The following is a 16,214-nucleotide window of genomic DNA, read 5'->3' on the forward strand; positions in this document are numbered from 1 at the left end:
AATCCGACTGTTCACAGCGTCCTCGCTGTCTTTTGTACTTCAAAGGAACCACCACTCCCGGCCTGGAGGCCGGAAGCAGGGGTATCAACATTTGGCGTTGACTTTTGGCACGCTGTTGAGTTCTCAAGGAACGGACGCTTCCTTTGGTTACCGTCTCCGGCACCCTCCGGGCTTTCCCTTCGGCATGTCCACTACGTTAGCGGGTTTCCCACCCGATGCATAATCGGGAATTTCAGAGGCATATCTCGACACGCGAAATAGACCCCGTTTGGGGAATCGTCAGTAGTGGTTGGCCACTACGAGGCGTCTCCACCCGACCATATCGATCGCTGTGTCAACCTGCACCCGTCCAGCGGCTCGTACAACTTTAGGGGGCCGACCGAGCAGAGTCAAGTGCCGTCAGGCCTCTGCCCGGCGGCGGGGCTTGTGCGGCCGGTAGGGGCTCACCGTCGGGTCGCCGTCCAGCCAGAAGCGCCACGGGTGGCCGGCGCCGTCGCCCCCCACACCGGTGCGCGGGCCGCTTCGCAGCGCTCCCGTCCCGGCGGCCTGACCGGTGAGGATCCGCAGCGGCGCGTCCTCGGCACCGCCGCACACGTCAGTGCCGTCCAGCTCCCGGTCGATCCCCAGCCCGGTCGCCAACCGGGCCGGTCCCTGGGCCAGCTCGGTGCCCTTGCGGGCCTTCGGCCGACGTGCCCAGGCTTGTTCCTCGCCCTCCAGGATCTCGCCGCCCCGCAGCAGCACACCGCTCGCGTGCCCCTCCGGACCGCAGACCAGGTTGAGGTTCCACCACATCCCGTAGATGAAGTAGACGTACGCGTGTCCCGGCGGCCCGAACATCGAGGCGTTCCGCCTTGTCTTCCCCCGGAAGGCGTGCGAGCCGGGGTCGATCTCTCCGGCATAGGCCTCGACCTCGGTGAGACGGAGCTTGATCGTCCCCTCCGCCGTGGTTCGAACGAGCACGCGTCCCAGCAGATCCGGTGCGACTTCCAGCACGGGGCGGTCGAAGAAGGCCCGCGGGAGCGGGCTGCTCCAGTCCCCCGCGTCCGGCGTACAGTCTCGGCCAGCAATCATGCCGTCGGAGCGTAGTCGACGGACGGGAACCGGTGACGTCGCAGGTGCGTCAGTCACCAGCAGTTATCCATTGATACAGCCGATCCTGGAGAGGATGAGCATGGGCTTCAAGAAGCTGCTTGCCAGTGTGGGAGCGGGGGGTGCGTCGGTCGAGACGGTGCTCACCGAGCCGAACGTGCTGCCGGGCGGGATCGTGCAGGGCGAGGTGCGTGTCCAGGGCGGATCCGTCGCCCAGCAGATCGAGGGCCTGTCGGTCGGCCTGCAGGCTCAGGTCGAGGTCGAGGGCCAGGACACCGAGGTCAAGCAGGACATCGAGTTCCACAGGGAGCGGCTCGGCGGGGCCTTCGAGGTGCAGCCGGGCGCGGTGCACGCGGTGCCCTTCGGCCTGGAGATTCCGTGGGAGACGCCCATCACCACGTTCATGGGCCGTCAGCTCACCGGTATGCACATCGGTGTCGTGACCGAGCTGGAGATCGCCCGCGCGGTCGACTCCGGTGACCTCGACCCGGTGAACGTGCACCCGCTCCCCGCCCAGCAGGCACTGCTGGACGCCTTCGGCGCCCTCGGCTTCCGCTTCAAGAGCGCGGACATGGAGAAGGGCCAGATCCGTGGCACCCGGCAGCGGCTGCCCTTCTACCAGGAGATCGAGTTCTACGCTCCGGAGCAGTACCGCGGCCTGAACGCGGTGGAGCTGAGCTTCGTCTCGGACGACCGGGAGATGGACGTCGTCCTGGAGATGGACAAGAAGCCCGGTCTCTTCAGCGAGGGCAGCGACTCCTACCGCTCCTTCAAGGTGAGCCTCGCCGACTACCAGCAGACCGACTGGAGCGCCTATCTCAACCAGTGGCTCTCCGAGGTCGGTGGGAAGCGCAACTGGTTCTGAGGCCATCGGCTTCCGCCGTTCGGCGGGTTCCCGGTCCTGCCGGGTCCCGCCGGGTCCCGCCGGTCAGAGCCTGTGTGGCAGCCTGCCGGTCACCCGACCGGCTCTCAGCCGAGCAGTACGGCCAGGGGCGTCTCGCGTACCGCCCAGTAGCCGACGGCCGCCGCGAGAATGGCGGCGGCCGTGTCGGCGTCCCGGGGGGCGGCGCGCGCGAAGTCCGGCCAGCCGCTCGTCAGTACGAGGTAGCCGCGGGTCTCACCCCACCAGGAGAGATCCGTGAGGCAGTCCGTGAGCGTGTCCCAGTTCCGCTCGAACCACTCGGGCAGCTCAAACCCGGCGACACAGCTGTCGAAGAATCCGTCCCTGCCGGTGACCCCGCCCAGGTCGAGTACGGCCGCCTGCCAGCCCTCCGCGTCCGCCTGGAGCAGTGCCTCCGGCCCCACCGAAGGGACCAGGTACACCCCGGGTGGCACCGTGCCCTCGAAGATGCCGTTCAGTCCGTCCTCCGGCAGTTCGGGCAGTTCCACAGAGCTGGTCACGATTGCACCACCGCTTTGAAGGTCTCGTAGTGGTCACTGGTGTCATGGGGCTCGCCCCGCCCCGCGGGTGACGAACCGCCGCGCGCGCCGCGGAAGGAGCGGACTGCGGGAGGAGGAGCTCCACGGTGGCCACGGCCGTGCGGTCCGCCCGGACAGTGTCTTTGGTAGCACTCAGCCATGCTGCCAGCCAGGGAGACCCGCCCTGGTTAGGCTGGCCGACGCCGGCCGATAACGACCTGATGCGTGGACCAGGTCGTCGGCGATGCACCCGATCCAGGAGGTTCCCAGTGACCGAATACGAGCGGCGCCCGCTCCCCCACGACTTCCACCCGCCCGTGCCGGCGTTCAGCGTCGAAAGCCGTGAGGTGACGGAGGGGAAGCCTCTCGGATCCGCACAGCTGCACGCCGAGGGGAACATCTCTCCCCACCTGCGCTGGGAGGGCTTCCCCGCCGGGACCAAGAGCTTCGCCGTCACCTGCTTCGACCCGGACGCCCCGACCGGCAGCGGCTTCTGGCACTGGTCGGTCTTCGACATCCCGGCCACGGTTACCGAGCTGCCGTCGGGCGCCGGGACCGGGGACATGAAGGACATGCCGGCGGAGGCCGTGCACGTACGGAACGACTTCGGCACCCGGGACTTCGGCGGGGCGGCGCCTCCGCCCGGCGACGGGCCGCACCGCTATGTCTTCACCGTCTACGCCGTGGACGCCGAGAAGCTCGGCCCGGACGCGGACGCCTCACCCGCGGTCGTCGGCTTCAACCTGCGGTTCCGCACGCTCGCGCGGGCGCAGCTGATCGGCGTACACGAGGTGCCCGCCGGCGGCTGAGCGCAGTGTGCTCCGCCGGGCCCCGCCGCCTTCCCCTGTCACACAACGTGCGGAAATTGCGTTGTACGGCCGTGCGTGCACCGGCACAGTGGAGCCACCTCGCCGACGCGAGCGGGGCCGACCGGGGAGGTGTGGGGGATGCGCGAGACGCTGGTCCTTAACGCGAGCTTCGAGCCGCTGTCGACGGTGTCGCTGCGGCGTGCGGTGGTCCTGGTGATGCAGGACAAGGCCGTCGTCGAGCACGCGCACCCCGGAATGCGGCTGCGTGCGGCGAGCGTCGACCTCCCGGTGCCGCAGGTGATCCGGCTCTGCAGATACGTACGGGTGCCGTTCCGACAACGGGCGCCGTGGTCGCGGCGCGGCGTCCTCGTACGGGACCGTCACCGGTGCGCGTACTGCGGCCGGCGCGCGACCACGGTGGACCATGTCGTCCCGCGCTCGCGCGGTGGCGGCGACACCTGGCTGAACACGGTCGCGGCCTGCACGACGGACAATCACCGCAAGGCGGACCGCACTCCCCCGCAGGCGGGCATGAAGCTGCTCGTACAACCCTTCGAGCCGACCCCGGCCGACACCCTGCTGCTGGCACTGGGACTGCGGGATGTCGAGGGGCTGCCGGAGTGGCTGACGGTGCCCGCTCCGGCGGTCTGAGGGGCAGCGATCCGAGGGGCGGCGGTCCGAGCGGACCGTGAGGCGGTCAGCGCAGCAGGAGCTGGACGATCGCCACGATGCCGACGGCGACGATGACCGCCCTCAGCACGGTCGGCGGCAGCTTGCGTCCGATACGGGCGCCGAGCTGGCCGCCGGCCGTCGAGCCCACCGCGATCAGGAGTACGGCCATCCAGTCGAAGTCGGCGACGAAGAGGAAGAAGACCGCGGCGGTGCCGTTGACGATGGCGCCGAGGACGTTCTTGACGGCGTTGATCCGTTGCAGGTCGTCCGGGAGGAGCAGGCCCATCAGGGCGAGGTAGATGACCCCCTGGGCGGCGCCGAAGTAGCCGCCGTAGGCGCTGGACGCCGCCATGCCGCTGAGCAGTACCGGTCCGCCGTCGGGGTGCGGCTGGTCGCCACTGCGCTCCCGCCGGCTCCGGATGATCCGGGCGAGGCGCGGCTGGGCGATGACGAGGATCAGCGCGAGCCCGATGAGCACGGGCACGATCAGGGTGAACGCGCGGGACGGCAGGGTGACCAGCAGCACGGCACCGGAAAGCCCGCCTACGAGCGCGACGCTGCTGAGGCGCAGCACCCGCGAGCGCTGCCCGCGCAGTTCGCGCCGGTAGCCGATCGCGCCGCTGATGGAGCCGGGGACGAGGCCGAGCGAGTTGGAGACGTTGGCGGTGACGGGCGGCAGGCCGACCGCGAGGAGTACCGGGAAGGTGAGGAGCGTCCCGGAGCCGACGATGGTGTTGATGGTGCCCGCACCGACTCCGGCGAGGCAGACGGCCAGTGCCTCCCAGATGCTCATGCGTCAGCGCCCCTCGAACTGTCGGTGCTCGGTGCACCGATCATGCCCGAGAGGCGTACAGGAGAGCGAAGCGGGTCACTCAGTGAGACGGGCGGCGGGTGACGCGGTCAGTCGCGCGACGGCTTGGACATCGAGTCGCCGCCACCGCCGCCGTTCCCACCGCCATTGCCGCCACCGTTACCGCCGCCGTTCCCACCGCCGCGGAAGCCGTCCAGCGCCCCGCCGAGGCCCTTGAGCGCGTCGCCCAGTTCGCTCGGCACGATCCAGAGCTTGTTGGCGTCGCCCTCGGCGATCTTCGGCAGCATCTGGAGGTACTGGTAGGAGAGCAGTTTCTGGTCCGCGTCGCCGGCGTGGATGGACTCGAACACGGTGCGGATCGCCTGTGCCTCGCCCTCAGCGCGCAGCGCGGCGGACTTGGAGTCGCCCTCGGCGCGCAGGATCGCCGACTGCTTCTCGCCCTCGGCGGTGAGGATCGCGGACTGCCGCACGCCTTCCGCCTGGAGGATCGCGGCGCGCTTGTCACGGTCGGCGCGCATCTGCTTCTCCATCGAGTCCTGGATGGAGGTGGGCGGCTCGATCGCCTTGAGTTCGACGCGGTTCACCCGGATGCCCCACTTGCCGGTGGCCTCGTCGAGCACACCGCGCAGCGCCGCGTTGATCTCCTCGCGGGAGGTGAGCGTCCGCTCCAGGTCCATGCCGCCGATGATGTTCCGCAGAGTGGTGACGGTGAGCTGCTCGATCGCCTGGATGTAGCTGGAGACCTCGTACGTGGCGGCGCGGGCGTCGGTCACCTGGTAGTAGATCACCGTGTCGATGTTGACGACCAGGTTGTCTTGGGTGATGACCGGCTGCGGCGGGAAGGGCACGACCTGCTCGCGCAGGTCGACCCGGTTGCGGACCGTGTCGATGAACGGCACGACGATGTTGAGACCCGCGTTCAGGGTGCGGGTGTAGCGGCCGAAGCGCTCGACGATGGCGGCGCTGGCCTGCGGGATGACCTGAATCGTCTTGATGAGGGCGATGAACACCAGCACCACGAGGATGATCAGGACAATGATGATGGCGTCCATCCGCCAGTCCCCCTGCTCGTCGGTAGAGATCCGCCGTGGCGGTTCGCTGTGTGGAATCCGCACTGTGTGGAATTAGCGAGAATCCGGATGGTCCGTACGGGGACCCCGCGTCGTACAGTCGTTACCCGACCATCACATCACGACGGCGGTCGCCCCGTCGATCTCAGCCACATCGACCTGGCTTCCCACCTCGTAGCTCTCACCCGGATCGAGCGACCGGGCCGACCAGACCTCTCCGGCCAGTTTGATCCGCCCACCCTGCCCGTCCACTCGTTCGAGAACGAGGGCCTGCCGTCCCTGGAGCGCGTCAACACCGCTGCGCAGTCCGGGATGCTGCAGCCGGGAGCGCCTGGCAAGTGGTCGTACCACCAGGATCAGCGCTGTCGAGACCAGGGCGAAGACCGCGACCTGTGCCACCGGCCCCCCACCGAGCCCTGCCGTGACGGCGGCGGCAACACCGCCGACCGCGAGCATGCCGAACTCCGGCATCGCGGTGAGTACGAGGGGGATTCCCAGCCCTACGGCGGCGATCAGCCACCACACCCATGCGTCCACGGCTCCATGGTAGGCGCGCGGTCAGCGCAGCGGCAGACCCTGTGCCGTCCAGCGTTCGCCTCGCTGCTCCACCACGAGCGGCAGTCCGAAGCAGTGCGAGAGGTTTCGGGAGGTCAGCTCCGTCTCCACCGGCCCGGCGGCGGTCACCTTGCCCTGCCGGATCATCAGAACATGGCTGAAACCCGGGGCGATCTCCTCGACATGATGGGTCACCATCACCATCGACGGGGCGAAAGGGTCACGCGCGAGCCGCCCCAGCCGCCGCACCAGATCCTCCCGGCCCCCCAGGTCGAGCCCTGCGGCAGGCTCGTCGAGGAGCAGCAGTTCGGGGTCGGTCATCATGGCGCGGGCGATCATGGTGCGCTTGCGCTCGCCCTCGGAGAGCGTGCCGAACCTCCGCTCCAGGAACTCGCTCATGCCCAGCCGGTCGAGGAAGGCGAGGGCCCGCTCCTCGTCCACCGCCTCATAGCGCTCGCGCCAGTGCGCGGTCATGCCGTACGCCGCGGTGAGCACGGTCTCCAGCACGGTCTGTCCGCGCGGCAGCTTCTCGGCCACGGCCATACCGGCGACCCCGATCCGCGGGCGCAGCTCGAAGACGTCGACGCTCCCGAGCCGGTCGCCGAGGATGGTGGCGGTCCCGGTTGTGGGGAAGAGGTAGCTGGAGGCGATGTTGAGCAAGGTTGTCTTGCCTGCGCCGTTGGGGCCGAGGATGACCCATCGCTCGCCTTCCTTCACCGACCAGGAGACCTCGTCCACCAGAGCACGGCCCTCGCGGACCACGGATACGTCCACCAGCTCCAGTACATCGCTCATGAGCGCGCGTCTCCCATCGCAGTCGCTGTTGCCCGTGCCAACCGGCACAGTCCCCAGGGCAAAACCTACGCCACGTGGTCGGGAGCACGTTCCCTAGGCTGGGGGTCATGCTGGAGGAACCGCGTTCGGGGCGCTTGGCCGCCTGGGGGAACGCCCTGTTTGCCCAAGAGATCTCGCCCGACGAGGCCGCACAGCGGATCGTCGGGGACGACGCAGTGCACCGGGTGGCCGGGCTGCCCGAAAGGAGCAGGCAGGAGGACAGACGGGAGGAGGGGTACGCGTTTCCCCTTGAGGGCGTGCACGACGACGGGCGGGCGGTCGACGGGCGGGCGCACGCGCCGGAGCCGCCCCCGGTCGGGCTGACCCTGGCGCTCGGGCGGCTGCGCACGCTCGGCGCCTCGGGGCTCCGGGTCGCGCTGCCCGTGCCGGGGCATCCGCTGGGGCTCAGCGGGCCGCCGGTGTTCAACAGCCGGGCGCTGGACGCGGGTGAGGCGGTGCTCGCCGTGGGTGCCGCGCTCGGGTTCGTGCCGGAGGTGTCCGCGGCTGGGCCCTCCGGGGCCGGAGTTCACCCGGACGATACTCATGTCGAGGTGGTCTGGCGCTGCTTGCCCGTACGCGAGGCGCCGCCCGCCGACGTCCCCTCGCTGGGCGAGGCGGAACGCGAACTGGCGGAGGCGATGCGGGAGGCCACCGAACTGCTGACCCGGCTGGACGTCGCCGGTTCGGGACCGGCCTCGGACGCGGCGCTGGCGGCGTACCGGGCGCGGATGGAGGCTGGGCGGCAGCTGCTGGCTCCCGGCTACCCGGCTCGCGCGGTCCGGGTGCTGGAGCTGGCGCAGCGGGTGACGGCGCTGGTGTCGATCGCCCACACGCGCGGTGGCGACGGGCGGGAGCACGGCGGAGCGGTCAGCGCCTCCGAGATGGAGGTACGGGCGCGGGCGCTGCGCCCGGTGGAGCGTACGGCCAGGCGGGCCCAGGTGGCCGCCTACAACGCGTACGCGGAGGAGCTGGAGCGCAGGCGGGCCTGACCGAGCACGGGAACGCCCCGCGGCCTGGTGGCCGCGGGGCGTTCTCATGCTGTGCTCAGGCGTTGACGCAGGTGTTCCCGAACGTCGGGTTCAGCAGGCCGATCACGCTGACCGAGTTGCCGCAGACGTTCAGCGGCACGTGGATGGGAGCCTGGACCACGTTGCCCGAGAGAACGCCGGGCGAGTGTGCGGCGACACCCGCCGCGTGGGCTCCGCCGCCGGGCGTCACGGTCGCCGAGGCGGCACCGGCACCGGCGATGACGAGCCCGCCCGCGGTCATCGTGATGGCGGCGATCCTCTTGATGTTCTTCACTTCTGATCCTCCTGTGCGAACCGCCGCGGCAGCTGCCGCGGCACGCCCTGAAAACGGCTCACAGCCCGCGAGGTTGCGCCATGTGGGTGAGAAACACACGACTGGATGAATCTTGAACTGGCTTCAGTCGGTCAGACCGTGGCGTACCGCCCACAACGCCGCCTGGGTGCGGTCCGCCAGATCGAGCTTCATCAGAATGTTCGAGACATGGGTCTTCACCGTCTTCTCGGAGAGCACCAGGGTCCGTGCGATCTCCCGGTTGGAGCGGCCGTCGGCGATCAGCCCGAGCACCTCGCGCTCGCGTTCCGTCAGTGCGGGCCCCCGGCCCCCGCCGCCCGCCCCGCCGTCCGAGAGCAGCGCACCGGCAACCTCCGGCTGGAGCAGCACATGCCCGGCGTGCACGGAGCGGATGGCTCCGGCGAGCGCCTCCGGGTCGACGTCCTTGTAGACGTAACCGGCCGCGCCCGCGCGCAGGGCCGGGACGACGGTGCGCTGTTCGGTGAAGCTGGTGACGATCAGGACACGCGCGGGGTTCTCCAGTTCGCGCAGCCGCCGCAGCGCCTCGATCCCGTCGGTGCCGGGCATCTTCACGTCCATCAGCACCACGTCGGGGCGCAGCTCCTCGGCCAGCTCCACGCCCTGCGCGCCGTCCGCGGCCTCCCCCACGACCTCGATGTCGTCCTGGACCTCCAGGAAGGTGCGCAGTCCGCGCCGGACGACCTGGTGGTCGTCCACCAGCAGGACCTTGATCGTGCCCGGTTCAGCCACCGGGTACCTCCATCTCGATCGTGGTGCCCTTGCCGGGCTCCGATTCCACGGTCAGCCGCCCGCCGACACCCCTTGCCCGGTCCCGCATCGACACCAGGCCGAGATGGCGCCCCGCACGGCGCACCGCGGAGGTGACGAAGCCGCGTCCGTCGTCCGCCACCCGCAGGACGACTCCGGCTCCCCGACGGGTGAGCGTGACGGCCAGCCGGGTGGCGTCCGCGTGCCGCAGTGCGTTGTGCATCGCCTCCTGCGCCACCCGCAGCAGCGCCTCCTCCTGGGCGGCGGGCAGCGCCCGTACGCCCTCGCAGACGAACGTCACACGGGCCGAGTGGGCGCGGTCGAGCACCTGGGTCTGGGAGCGCAGGACGGCGATGAGTCCGTCGTCGTCCAGCGCCGCGGGGCGCAGTTCGACGACGGCGGCGCGCAGTTCGTCGGCCGCTTCCGCAGCGAGCCGGGAGACCTCGTGCAACTCCTCCTTGGCGCGGGCCGGGTCCCGGTCGACGAGTGCGGCCGCCGCCTGGGCGGTGAGACGGAGTGAGAAGAGCTTCTGGGCGACGGCGTCATGGAGGTCGTGCGCGATCCGGGCCCGCTCGCCCGCGATGGTCAGCTCGCGGCTGCGCTCGTACAGGCGTGCGTTGGTGAGGGCGAGGGCGGCGTGCTGGGCCAGTACGCGCAGCAGGTCCTCGTCCTCCTCAGTGAAGCCGCACGCTCCGGAGGGGCATGGGCCCCGCTTGTTGGCCGGGCCGCGCTTGTTGGACAAGAAGAGCGCGCCGAGCACCTCGTCCTCGGCGGCGATCGGCATACCGAGGAAATCGGTCATCTCGGGGTGTGTGGAGGGCCAGCCCTCGAAGCGCGGGTCGTCGCGGACGTCCGCGAGCCGCTGCGGGGTCGCTTCGCGCAGCATCGCGGCGAGGATGCCGTGCTGGCGGGGCAGCGGGCCGATGGCGCGCCACTGCTCGTCGCTCACCCCGTCCACCACGAACTGGGCGAAGCCGCCGTGATCGTCGGGCACGCCGAGGGCCGCGTACTCGGCGTCGAGCAGCTCTCGGGCGGAGGCGACGATCGTCTGGAGGACGTCGCGCACTTCGAGATGCCGGTTCATCGCGAGCAGGGCCGCGCTGACGGCGGCCAGCCCGGTGCGGGGGACCATGCTGATCACCGTACCGGCGCCGGGGTGCCGGAGGATCGGCCCGGCGTGGTGGGAGGGCGGGACGCTGGGCGTAGGCCCTTCGCCGTAGGCGGCCGGACCCGCGGTCAAACACGCCTGAAGGGCGGCACCGGGGTGCCGCCCTCCGGGCGCGGTGGCCGCAGCCGCCGTGGCGCGGGTGCCGCACTGATCCAGCCTGACTCAATCGACAGACCCCAGGCCCTGTCCGGGCGATCTTTGAGGACCAGCGAGGCGCGGTGCCGGGCGTCGCAGGCCCGAGAAGACCGCCCGGACAGCGGCCTAGTCGCGCATGACCTCGGGCTCGTGCCGCCGGAGCAGTCGGGCGACCACGATGCAGCACACGACGCCCATCGCGATCAGGATGCTCATGTCCAGCAGGTAGATCCCGAGGCTGTGCTCCCACAGCGGGTCGGGATCGCCGCCCTGCTCCCAGGGAGGCATCACGGTCGCCAGGTCCATGGAGGCACCGGCCGCGCCGATCGCCCAGCGCGAGGGCATCAGCCACGCGATCTGTTCGACGCCCAGCGAGTCGAAGAGCTGGAAGAGGATGCCGGTGAAGACGACCTGGATGATGGCGAACATGACCAGCAGCGGCATCGTCTTCTCGGCGGTCTTCACCAGCGAGGAGATGATCAGACCGAACGCCATGGAGGTGAAGCCGAGCGCGATGATCGCCGCACACATCTCGATGGCCGCCGGCACCACCAGACCTTCCTCGGGAAGGTCACGTACGGAGAATCCGATGCCGCAGAGGATCACGCCCTGGAACGCGGTGATCAGCGTGAGGACGAGCACCTTGGACATCAGATACGCCGAACGGGAGAGGCCGGTCGCCCGTTCCCGCTCGTAGATGACCCGCTCCTTGATCAGCTCACGTACGGAGTTGGCGGCCCCGGAGAAGCACATGCCCACCGCGAGGATCAGCAGGATGGTGCCCGCGGCCGAATTGGAAAGCTTCGGATCGTCCGGATGCTTCCGGAAGCCGTACTCCGCGGGGATGACCGTACTCACCACGCCCAGCAGGACGGGCAGGGCCAGCATCAGCGCCATGAAGCCCTTGTCGGAGGCGATGACGGAGACATATCTACGGGTGAGCGTCCACAGCTGACTGCCCCAGCTCTGCGGTTTGCGCATCCTGGTCGGCACCTGCGGCATGCCCTGCTGGACCTGCGGCTCGACGGCGTCGATGTCCGCGGCGTACATCTGGTAGTGCTGCGAGCCCTGCCAGCGGGCCATCCAGTCGTAGTCGCGGTAGTTCTCGAAGGCCGAGAAGACGTCGGCCCAGCTGTCGTAACCGAAGAAGTTGAGCGCCTCCTCCGGCGGGCCGAAGTACGACACGCCGCCGCCCGGGGCCATCACCAGGAGCTTGTCGCACAGCGCCAGTTCCGCGACGGAGTGGGTGACGACCAGGACGGTGCGGCCGTCGTCGGCGAGGCCGCGCAGCAGCTGCATGACGTCGCGGTCCATGCCCGGGTCGAGGCCGGAGGTCGGCTCGTCCAGGAAGATCAGCGACGGCTTGGTGAGCAGCTCCAGGGCGACCGAGACCCGCTTGCGCTGGCCGCCGGAGAGCGAGGTGATCTTCTTGCCCGCGTGGATGTCGAGCTTGAGCTCGGCGAGCACCTCCTCGATACGGGCGTTGCGCTCGGCCTCGGCGACGTCACCCGGAAAGCGGAGCCGCGCGGCGTAGCGCAGCGCCGTACGTACCGTCAGCTCCTTGTGCAGGATGTCGTCCTGCGGGACCAGACCGATGCGCTGGCGCAGCTCGGCGAAGTGCTTGTAGAGATTCCGGTTGTCGTAGAGGACGTCGCCGACGTCCGCCGGACGGTAGCCGGTGAGGGCCCGCAGCAGCGTGGACTTGCCGGAGCCGGACGGGCCGATCACCGCGACCAGCGACTTCTCCGGGAGACCGAAGGTGACGTTGTTGAGGATCACCTTGCCGTTGTCGACCTTGACCGTCAGGTGGCGGGCCGAGAAGGAGACCTCACCGGTGTCGACGAACTCCTCGAGCCGGTCCCCCACCAGCCGGAAGCTGGAGTGACCGACACTTACCGTGTCCTGCGGGGTGATGACCGCGGAACCGGCCTTCTGCAGCGGCTGCCCGTTGACATAGGTGCCGTTGTGGCTTCCGAGGTCGTGGATCTCGAAGCGGCCGTCGGGCGACGCACGGAACTCCGCGTGGTTCCGGGAGACCTGGAGGTCGGAGACGACGAGTTCGTTCTCCAGTGCGCGGCCGATCCGCATCACCCGGCCGAGGGCCACCTGGTGGAACGTCGTCGGGCTGCGCAGGTCGCCGTGCGGCGGAACCTGCTGCGGCGGAGGACCCTGCTGGTGCGGCGGGCCCTGCTGGTGCGGCGGCGGGCCCTGCTGCGGCACCTGCTGCTGCCAGCCGGCCTGCTGGCCGTGCGGCTGCTGCATCGGCCGCTGCAGAGGCTGGTGCTGCTGCTGGTGCTGCTGGTGCTGCTGTTGCTGCGGCTGCATGGGCTGCTGCGGCTGCTGCCCCCACCCCGGAGGGCCGCCATGCTGCGGCGGCGCCTGCTGTGCCTGCTGTGCTTGGTGCGCGTGCGGCGCCTGCTGTGCGTGCGGTGCCTGCTGCTGCACCGGTGCGCCGCCCTGCGCGCTGTACGCGTCGGCGGCGGGAGCCGCAGCGGCGGCCGGAGCGCCGGAGAGGCTCATGCGCGGCCCGTCGGTGGCATTCCCCAGATACACACTCATTCCGGGGCCGATTTCCATCTGCTGAATCCGCTGACCATGCACATACGTGCCGTTCGTGCTGCCGTGGTCTTCTATGAGCCAGGCGCGTCCCCCCCATCGCACCGTGGCGTGCCGCCAGGAAACCCTGGCGTCCTCGATCACCACGTCCCCCTGCGGATCGCGTCCCAGGTTGTACGCCCTGGACGCGTCAAGCGTCCAGGTCTGTCCGTTCAGTTCCAGTACGAGTTCCGGCACTCCATGCCCCACAAAGTTGTCCCCCGAGCTTCCCCCGTCGAAGGGGGTCTAGGGATGGTGAACATCGGGGGGAACTATTTCAGGCTCTGCCGCCAGACAGGAAGCCACCCCGTGAAATGCCCTCGTCAGGCACGACGAAACCGATCCAAACCCCCCGTGAAAGCCGACGGCCTCCACTTCTCCACACAGAAAGCGAAGGATACGTACACCCGCCCTCCGGAGTCCACCATGCGGCCCCTCAGGAGAGGCCCCCGCATGAGGCCGGAGGCGCTCAGCGATAACGTGAACGCACCATGACCCCATCGAAGGCCATTGCCACCTCGCTCTCGCCCGATACCCCGACGTATCTCGTCAAGATCTTCGGCAAGGACCGCCCCGGCATCACCGCCGGACTCTTCGACACACTCGCCGCGTACTCCGTCGACGTGGTGGACATCGAACAGCTCGTGACCCGCGGCCGGATCACCCTGTGCGCCCTGATCACCGCGCCCGCGACCGGCCCGACCATCAGCGGCACCAACGAGGGCGCGCTCCGCGCCACCGTACACAGCTGGGCCGAGTCCATGGGGCTGGAAGCCGAGATCATCTCCGGCACCGGCGACAACCAGCCGCGTGGCACGGGGCGCTCCCATGTCACCGTGCTGGGCCACCCGCTCACCGCCGAGTCGACCGCCGCCATAGCGGCCAGCATCACCGCCACGGGCGGCAACATCGACCGCATCTTCCGCCTCGCGAAGTACCCCGTCACCGCCGTGGAATGCGATGTCTCCGGCGCCGACACCGCCGCCCTGCGCACCGCGCTGGCGCTGGAGGCCGCCCGCTACGGCGTCGACGTCGCGGTCGTCGCCTCCGGACTCCAGCGCCGCGCCCAGCGGCTGGTGGTGATGGACGTCGACTCGACGCTCATCCAGGACGAGGTGATCGAGCTCTTCGCCGCGCACGCCGGCTGCGAGGCGGAGGTCGCCGAGGTCACCCAGCGCGCCATGCGCGGGGAGCTGGACTTCGAGGAGTCCCTGCACGCCAGGGTGCGGCTGCTCGCCGGACTCGACGCGTCGGTGGTGGACAAGGTCCGGACCGAGGTACGACTCACGCCGGGCGCCCGCACCCTCGTCCGTACGCTCAAGCGGCTCGGCTTCCAGGTCGGCGTCGTCTCCGGCGGATTCACCCAGGTCACCGACGCGCTGCAACGGGAACTCGGGCTGGACTTCGCCTCGGCCAACACGCTGGAGATCGTCGACGGCAAGCTCACCGGCCGGGTCACCGGCGAGATCGTCGACCGGGCGGGCAAGGCCCGGCTGCTTCGCCGCTTCGCCGAGGAGGCGGGCGTGCCGCTCGTCCAGACCGTGGCGATCGGCGACGGGGCCAATGACCTCGACATGCTCAACACCGCGGGCCTCGGCGTCGCGTTCAACGCAAAGCCGGTTGTACGGGAAGCCGCGCACACCGCGGTGACCGTGCCCTTCCTGGACACCGTGCTCTATCTGCTCGGCATCACCCGGGAAGAGGTCGAGGCCGCGGAAGCCGCCGAACCCGCTTCCTCGCCCGGCGAGGACGGAAAGCAGCAGGCACCAGCGTAATCCGGCGCCGTCAACTCGCGCGGAGAGCCCGGGGACATGCCTCCGCGCGAGTTCGCGCTACTCGCGCGGGGACCAGTACCCGGCCAGTGTGCCCATGCCCGGCTCGACGGACTTCCAAGGGCCGGTGAAGCGAATGACCGCGAGCGCCGAGGTGGGGAAGCCGCCACGCGTCATACGTGTCAACGCGTCACCCTCGGCGCTGCCCGTCAGCGTTTCGGCGAGCGTCTGCATGCCGGGATTGTGACCGACGAGGAGCAGATCCTGGACGTCGGCCGGAGTGTCATTGATCAGCGCGATGATCTCGCCCGCGGAGGCTTCGTACAGCCCGTCCTCGTACACCGTACGGGGACGGTGAGGGAGGTGGGGGACCACCAGTTTCCATGTCTCGCGGGTACGAGTCGCGGTGGAGCAGAGAGTGAGTTGGGGACTCACGCCGTTCGCGGCGAGCCACTCGCCGACAGCCGGGGCGTCCCTGCGGCCCCGGTCCGCGAGCGGACGGTCGTGGTCGGCCACATCAGGCCAGTCTGCCTTGGCATGCCGGAGAAGGACGATACTGCGGGGCACGTCGACGCTCATGCGTCCCAGCTTCGCATGAAACGCGCCGCCGGGCGCGAGCGGTTGACGAGGCGCCCGCCACGGACGCACAGCCCGGACATCAGCCCGGCAGCGCCGCCTCGATCCTCTCCAGCAGCCGCGTGCCCGGCTCGCCGTACTCCGCGGCATCCGCACCGCCCCCGCTCACGATCAGCAACAGCAGAGCGAAGAAGGTGACGGCGGGAAGCGCCACCGCCCACCACGGCAGTCTCGCCCCCACGTCGCCACGGCGGCGCGGGGAACTGGTGATGTCCGTAAGAGCCGCCATGGGGCTCGCCTCCGTGAGTAGCCTTCGATCCCGATCCTGTCCCGGTACTCGAAGCTACGGGCGCACACAGCCCGATCCCATCCGGTGACCCACCCAGTTCCCCCTGAGCCTCACCCCCTAGGGGACGGTGGTGCTAGCCCCCCTTTTTTTGCGCTCTCTCGCCTCCGGGCGCTCGTACCCGGTGTCGACACTCCTCGACACTGCACTCGCTCGTACCTCGCTCACTTGGTCTCGTCACTTTCGACACCGGCGCGCCCTTCGGCTCGCTCGCTGAGGCTCACTACGTTCGCGTACCGGTACCGCACCGTCTCGGCGTGCGGGCTTTGACGGTC

17 protein-coding genes are annotated in these 16,214 nt (G+C 69.8%); 5 read left to right on the plus strand and 12 right to left on the minus strand.

All coding sequences use genetic code 11. The annotated features are described in order from the left end of the window. Positions 1-399 precede the first annotated feature (399 nt). Complete coding sequence (locus LHJ74_RS33895; protein WP_260222205.1) at positions 400-1,071, minus strand: DNA-3-methyladenine glycosylase; 672 nt, start codon at positions 1,069-1,071, stop codon at positions 400-402. Between the two features lie 100 nt (positions 1,072-1,171). Here LHJ74_RS33895 and LHJ74_RS33900 point away from each other — a divergent pair, with 100 nt between their 5' ends. Continuing rightward, positions 1,172-1,954, plus strand: a complete 783-nt coding sequence (locus tag LHJ74_RS33900) for a sporulation protein (protein ID WP_260222220.1) — start codon at positions 1,172-1,174, stop codon at positions 1,952-1,954. A gap of 104 nt (positions 1,955-2,058) precedes the next feature. Here LHJ74_RS33900 and LHJ74_RS33905 read toward each other — a convergent pair whose 3' ends face one another. Next, a complete protein-coding gene (locus LHJ74_RS33905; protein WP_260222206.1) occupies positions 2,059-2,490 on the minus strand; it encodes a barstar family protein in 432 nt (143 codons plus the stop codon). Positions 2,491-2,777: 287 nt separating this feature from the next. On the opposite strand from LHJ74_RS33905, the gene LHJ74_RS33910 reads away from it, so the two are divergent. Together LHJ74_RS33910 and LHJ74_RS33915 are read left to right on the plus strand one after the other, a co-directional pair. Then, complete coding sequence (locus LHJ74_RS33910; RefSeq protein ID WP_260222207.1) at positions 2,778-3,317, plus strand: YbhB/YbcL family Raf kinase inhibitor-like protein; 540 nt, start codon at positions 2,778-2,780, stop codon at positions 3,315-3,317. A gap of 138 nt (positions 3,318-3,455) precedes the next feature. Beyond that, positions 3,456-3,968: an HNH endonuclease gene (locus LHJ74_RS33915; RefSeq protein WP_260222208.1), complete on the plus strand. Its 513-nt coding sequence runs from the start codon at positions 3,456-3,458 to the stop codon at positions 3,966-3,968. A 46-nt stretch (positions 3,969-4,014) separates the two neighbouring features. Here the strand turns inward: LHJ74_RS33915 and LHJ74_RS33920 are convergent, their stop codons facing one another. The 4 genes from LHJ74_RS33920 to LHJ74_RS33935 all read right to left on the minus strand — a co-directional run bounded on the left by LHJ74_RS33920 (position 4,015) and on the right by LHJ74_RS33935 (position 7,220). Continuing rightward, positions 4,015-4,782, minus strand: a complete 768-nt coding sequence (locus LHJ74_RS33920; RefSeq protein ID WP_260222209.1) for a sulfite exporter TauE/SafE family protein — start codon at positions 4,780-4,782, stop codon at positions 4,015-4,017. A gap of 107 nt (positions 4,783-4,889) precedes the next feature. Continuing rightward, positions 4,890-5,852, minus strand: a complete 963-nt coding sequence (locus tag LHJ74_RS33925; RefSeq protein WP_260222210.1) for an SPFH domain-containing protein — start codon at positions 5,850-5,852, stop codon at positions 4,890-4,892. A 132-nt stretch (positions 5,853-5,984) separates the two neighbouring features. Continuing rightward, positions 5,985-6,407, minus strand: coding sequence for an NfeD family protein (locus LHJ74_RS33930; protein WP_260222211.1), 423 nt, complete (start codon positions 6,405-6,407; stop codon positions 5,985-5,987). A gap of 21 nt (positions 6,408-6,428) precedes the next feature. Then, positions 6,429-7,220 (minus strand): ABC transporter ATP-binding protein, encoded by a 792-nt coding sequence (locus LHJ74_RS33935; RefSeq protein WP_260222212.1) that lies wholly within the window; start codon positions 7,218-7,220, stop codon positions 6,429-6,431. A gap of 107 nt (positions 7,221-7,327) precedes the next feature. Between LHJ74_RS33935 and LHJ74_RS33940 the strand changes: the two genes are divergently transcribed. Then, entirely contained in the window at positions 7,328-8,248 is a 921-nt protein-coding gene (locus LHJ74_RS33940) for an Rv1486c family protein (protein ID WP_260222213.1), read from the plus strand. A 55-nt stretch (positions 8,249-8,303) separates the two neighbouring features. On the opposite strand, the gene LHJ74_RS33945 is transcribed toward LHJ74_RS33940, so the two are convergent. The 4 genes from LHJ74_RS33945 to LHJ74_RS33960 all read right to left on the minus strand — a co-directional run bounded on the left by LHJ74_RS33945 (position 8,304) and on the right by LHJ74_RS33960 (position 13,455). Next, the gene (locus LHJ74_RS33945) at positions 8,304-8,561 is read right to left on the minus strand and encodes a chaplin (protein WP_260222214.1); all 258 of its coding nucleotides are present in this window, start codon (positions 8,559-8,561) and stop codon (positions 8,304-8,306) included. Between the two features lie 123 nt (positions 8,562-8,684). Then, entirely contained in the window at positions 8,685-9,329 is a 645-nt protein-coding gene (locus LHJ74_RS33950; protein ID WP_260222215.1) for a response regulator, read from the minus strand. Next, positions 9,322-10,485, minus strand: coding sequence for a GAF domain-containing sensor histidine kinase (locus tag LHJ74_RS33955; protein WP_260222221.1), 1,164 nt, complete (start codon positions 10,483-10,485; stop codon positions 9,322-9,324). Before LHJ74_RS33955 ends, LHJ74_RS33950 begins: the two co-directional genes overlap by 8 nt. 291 nt (positions 10,486-10,776) lie before the next feature. Then, positions 10,777-13,455 (minus strand): ABC transporter ATP-binding protein/permease, encoded by a 2,679-nt coding sequence (locus LHJ74_RS33960; protein ID WP_446033496.1) that lies wholly within the window; start codon positions 13,453-13,455, stop codon positions 10,777-10,779. 281 nt (positions 13,456-13,736) lie between these two features. On the opposite strand from LHJ74_RS33960, the gene serB reads away from it, so the two are divergent. Then, positions 13,737-15,020: a phosphoserine phosphatase SerB gene (serB, locus tag LHJ74_RS33965; protein WP_260222217.1), complete on the plus strand. Its 1,284-nt coding sequence runs from the start codon at positions 13,737-13,739 to the stop codon at positions 15,018-15,020. Positions 15,021-15,077: 57 nt separating this feature from the next. Here the strand turns inward: serB and LHJ74_RS33970 are convergent, their stop codons facing one another. Together LHJ74_RS33970 and LHJ74_RS33975 are read right to left on the minus strand one after the other, a co-directional pair. Beyond that, on the minus strand, positions 15,078-15,596 hold the full coding sequence (locus tag LHJ74_RS33970; RefSeq protein ID WP_260222218.1) for a SixA phosphatase family protein: 519 nt from the start codon (positions 15,594-15,596) through the stop codon (positions 15,078-15,080). 79 nt (positions 15,597-15,675) lie between these two features. After that, a complete protein-coding gene (locus LHJ74_RS33975) occupies positions 15,676-15,882 on the minus strand; it encodes a hypothetical protein (RefSeq protein WP_260222219.1) in 207 nt (68 codons plus the stop codon). Positions 15,883-16,214 lie beyond the last annotated feature (332 nt).

Origin of the sequence: Streptomyces gossypii (genome assembly GCF_025165795.1) — a bacterium.
GTDB classification, from domain to species: Bacteria; Actinomycetota; Actinomycetes; order Streptomycetales; family Streptomycetaceae; genus Streptomyces; species Streptomyces gossypii.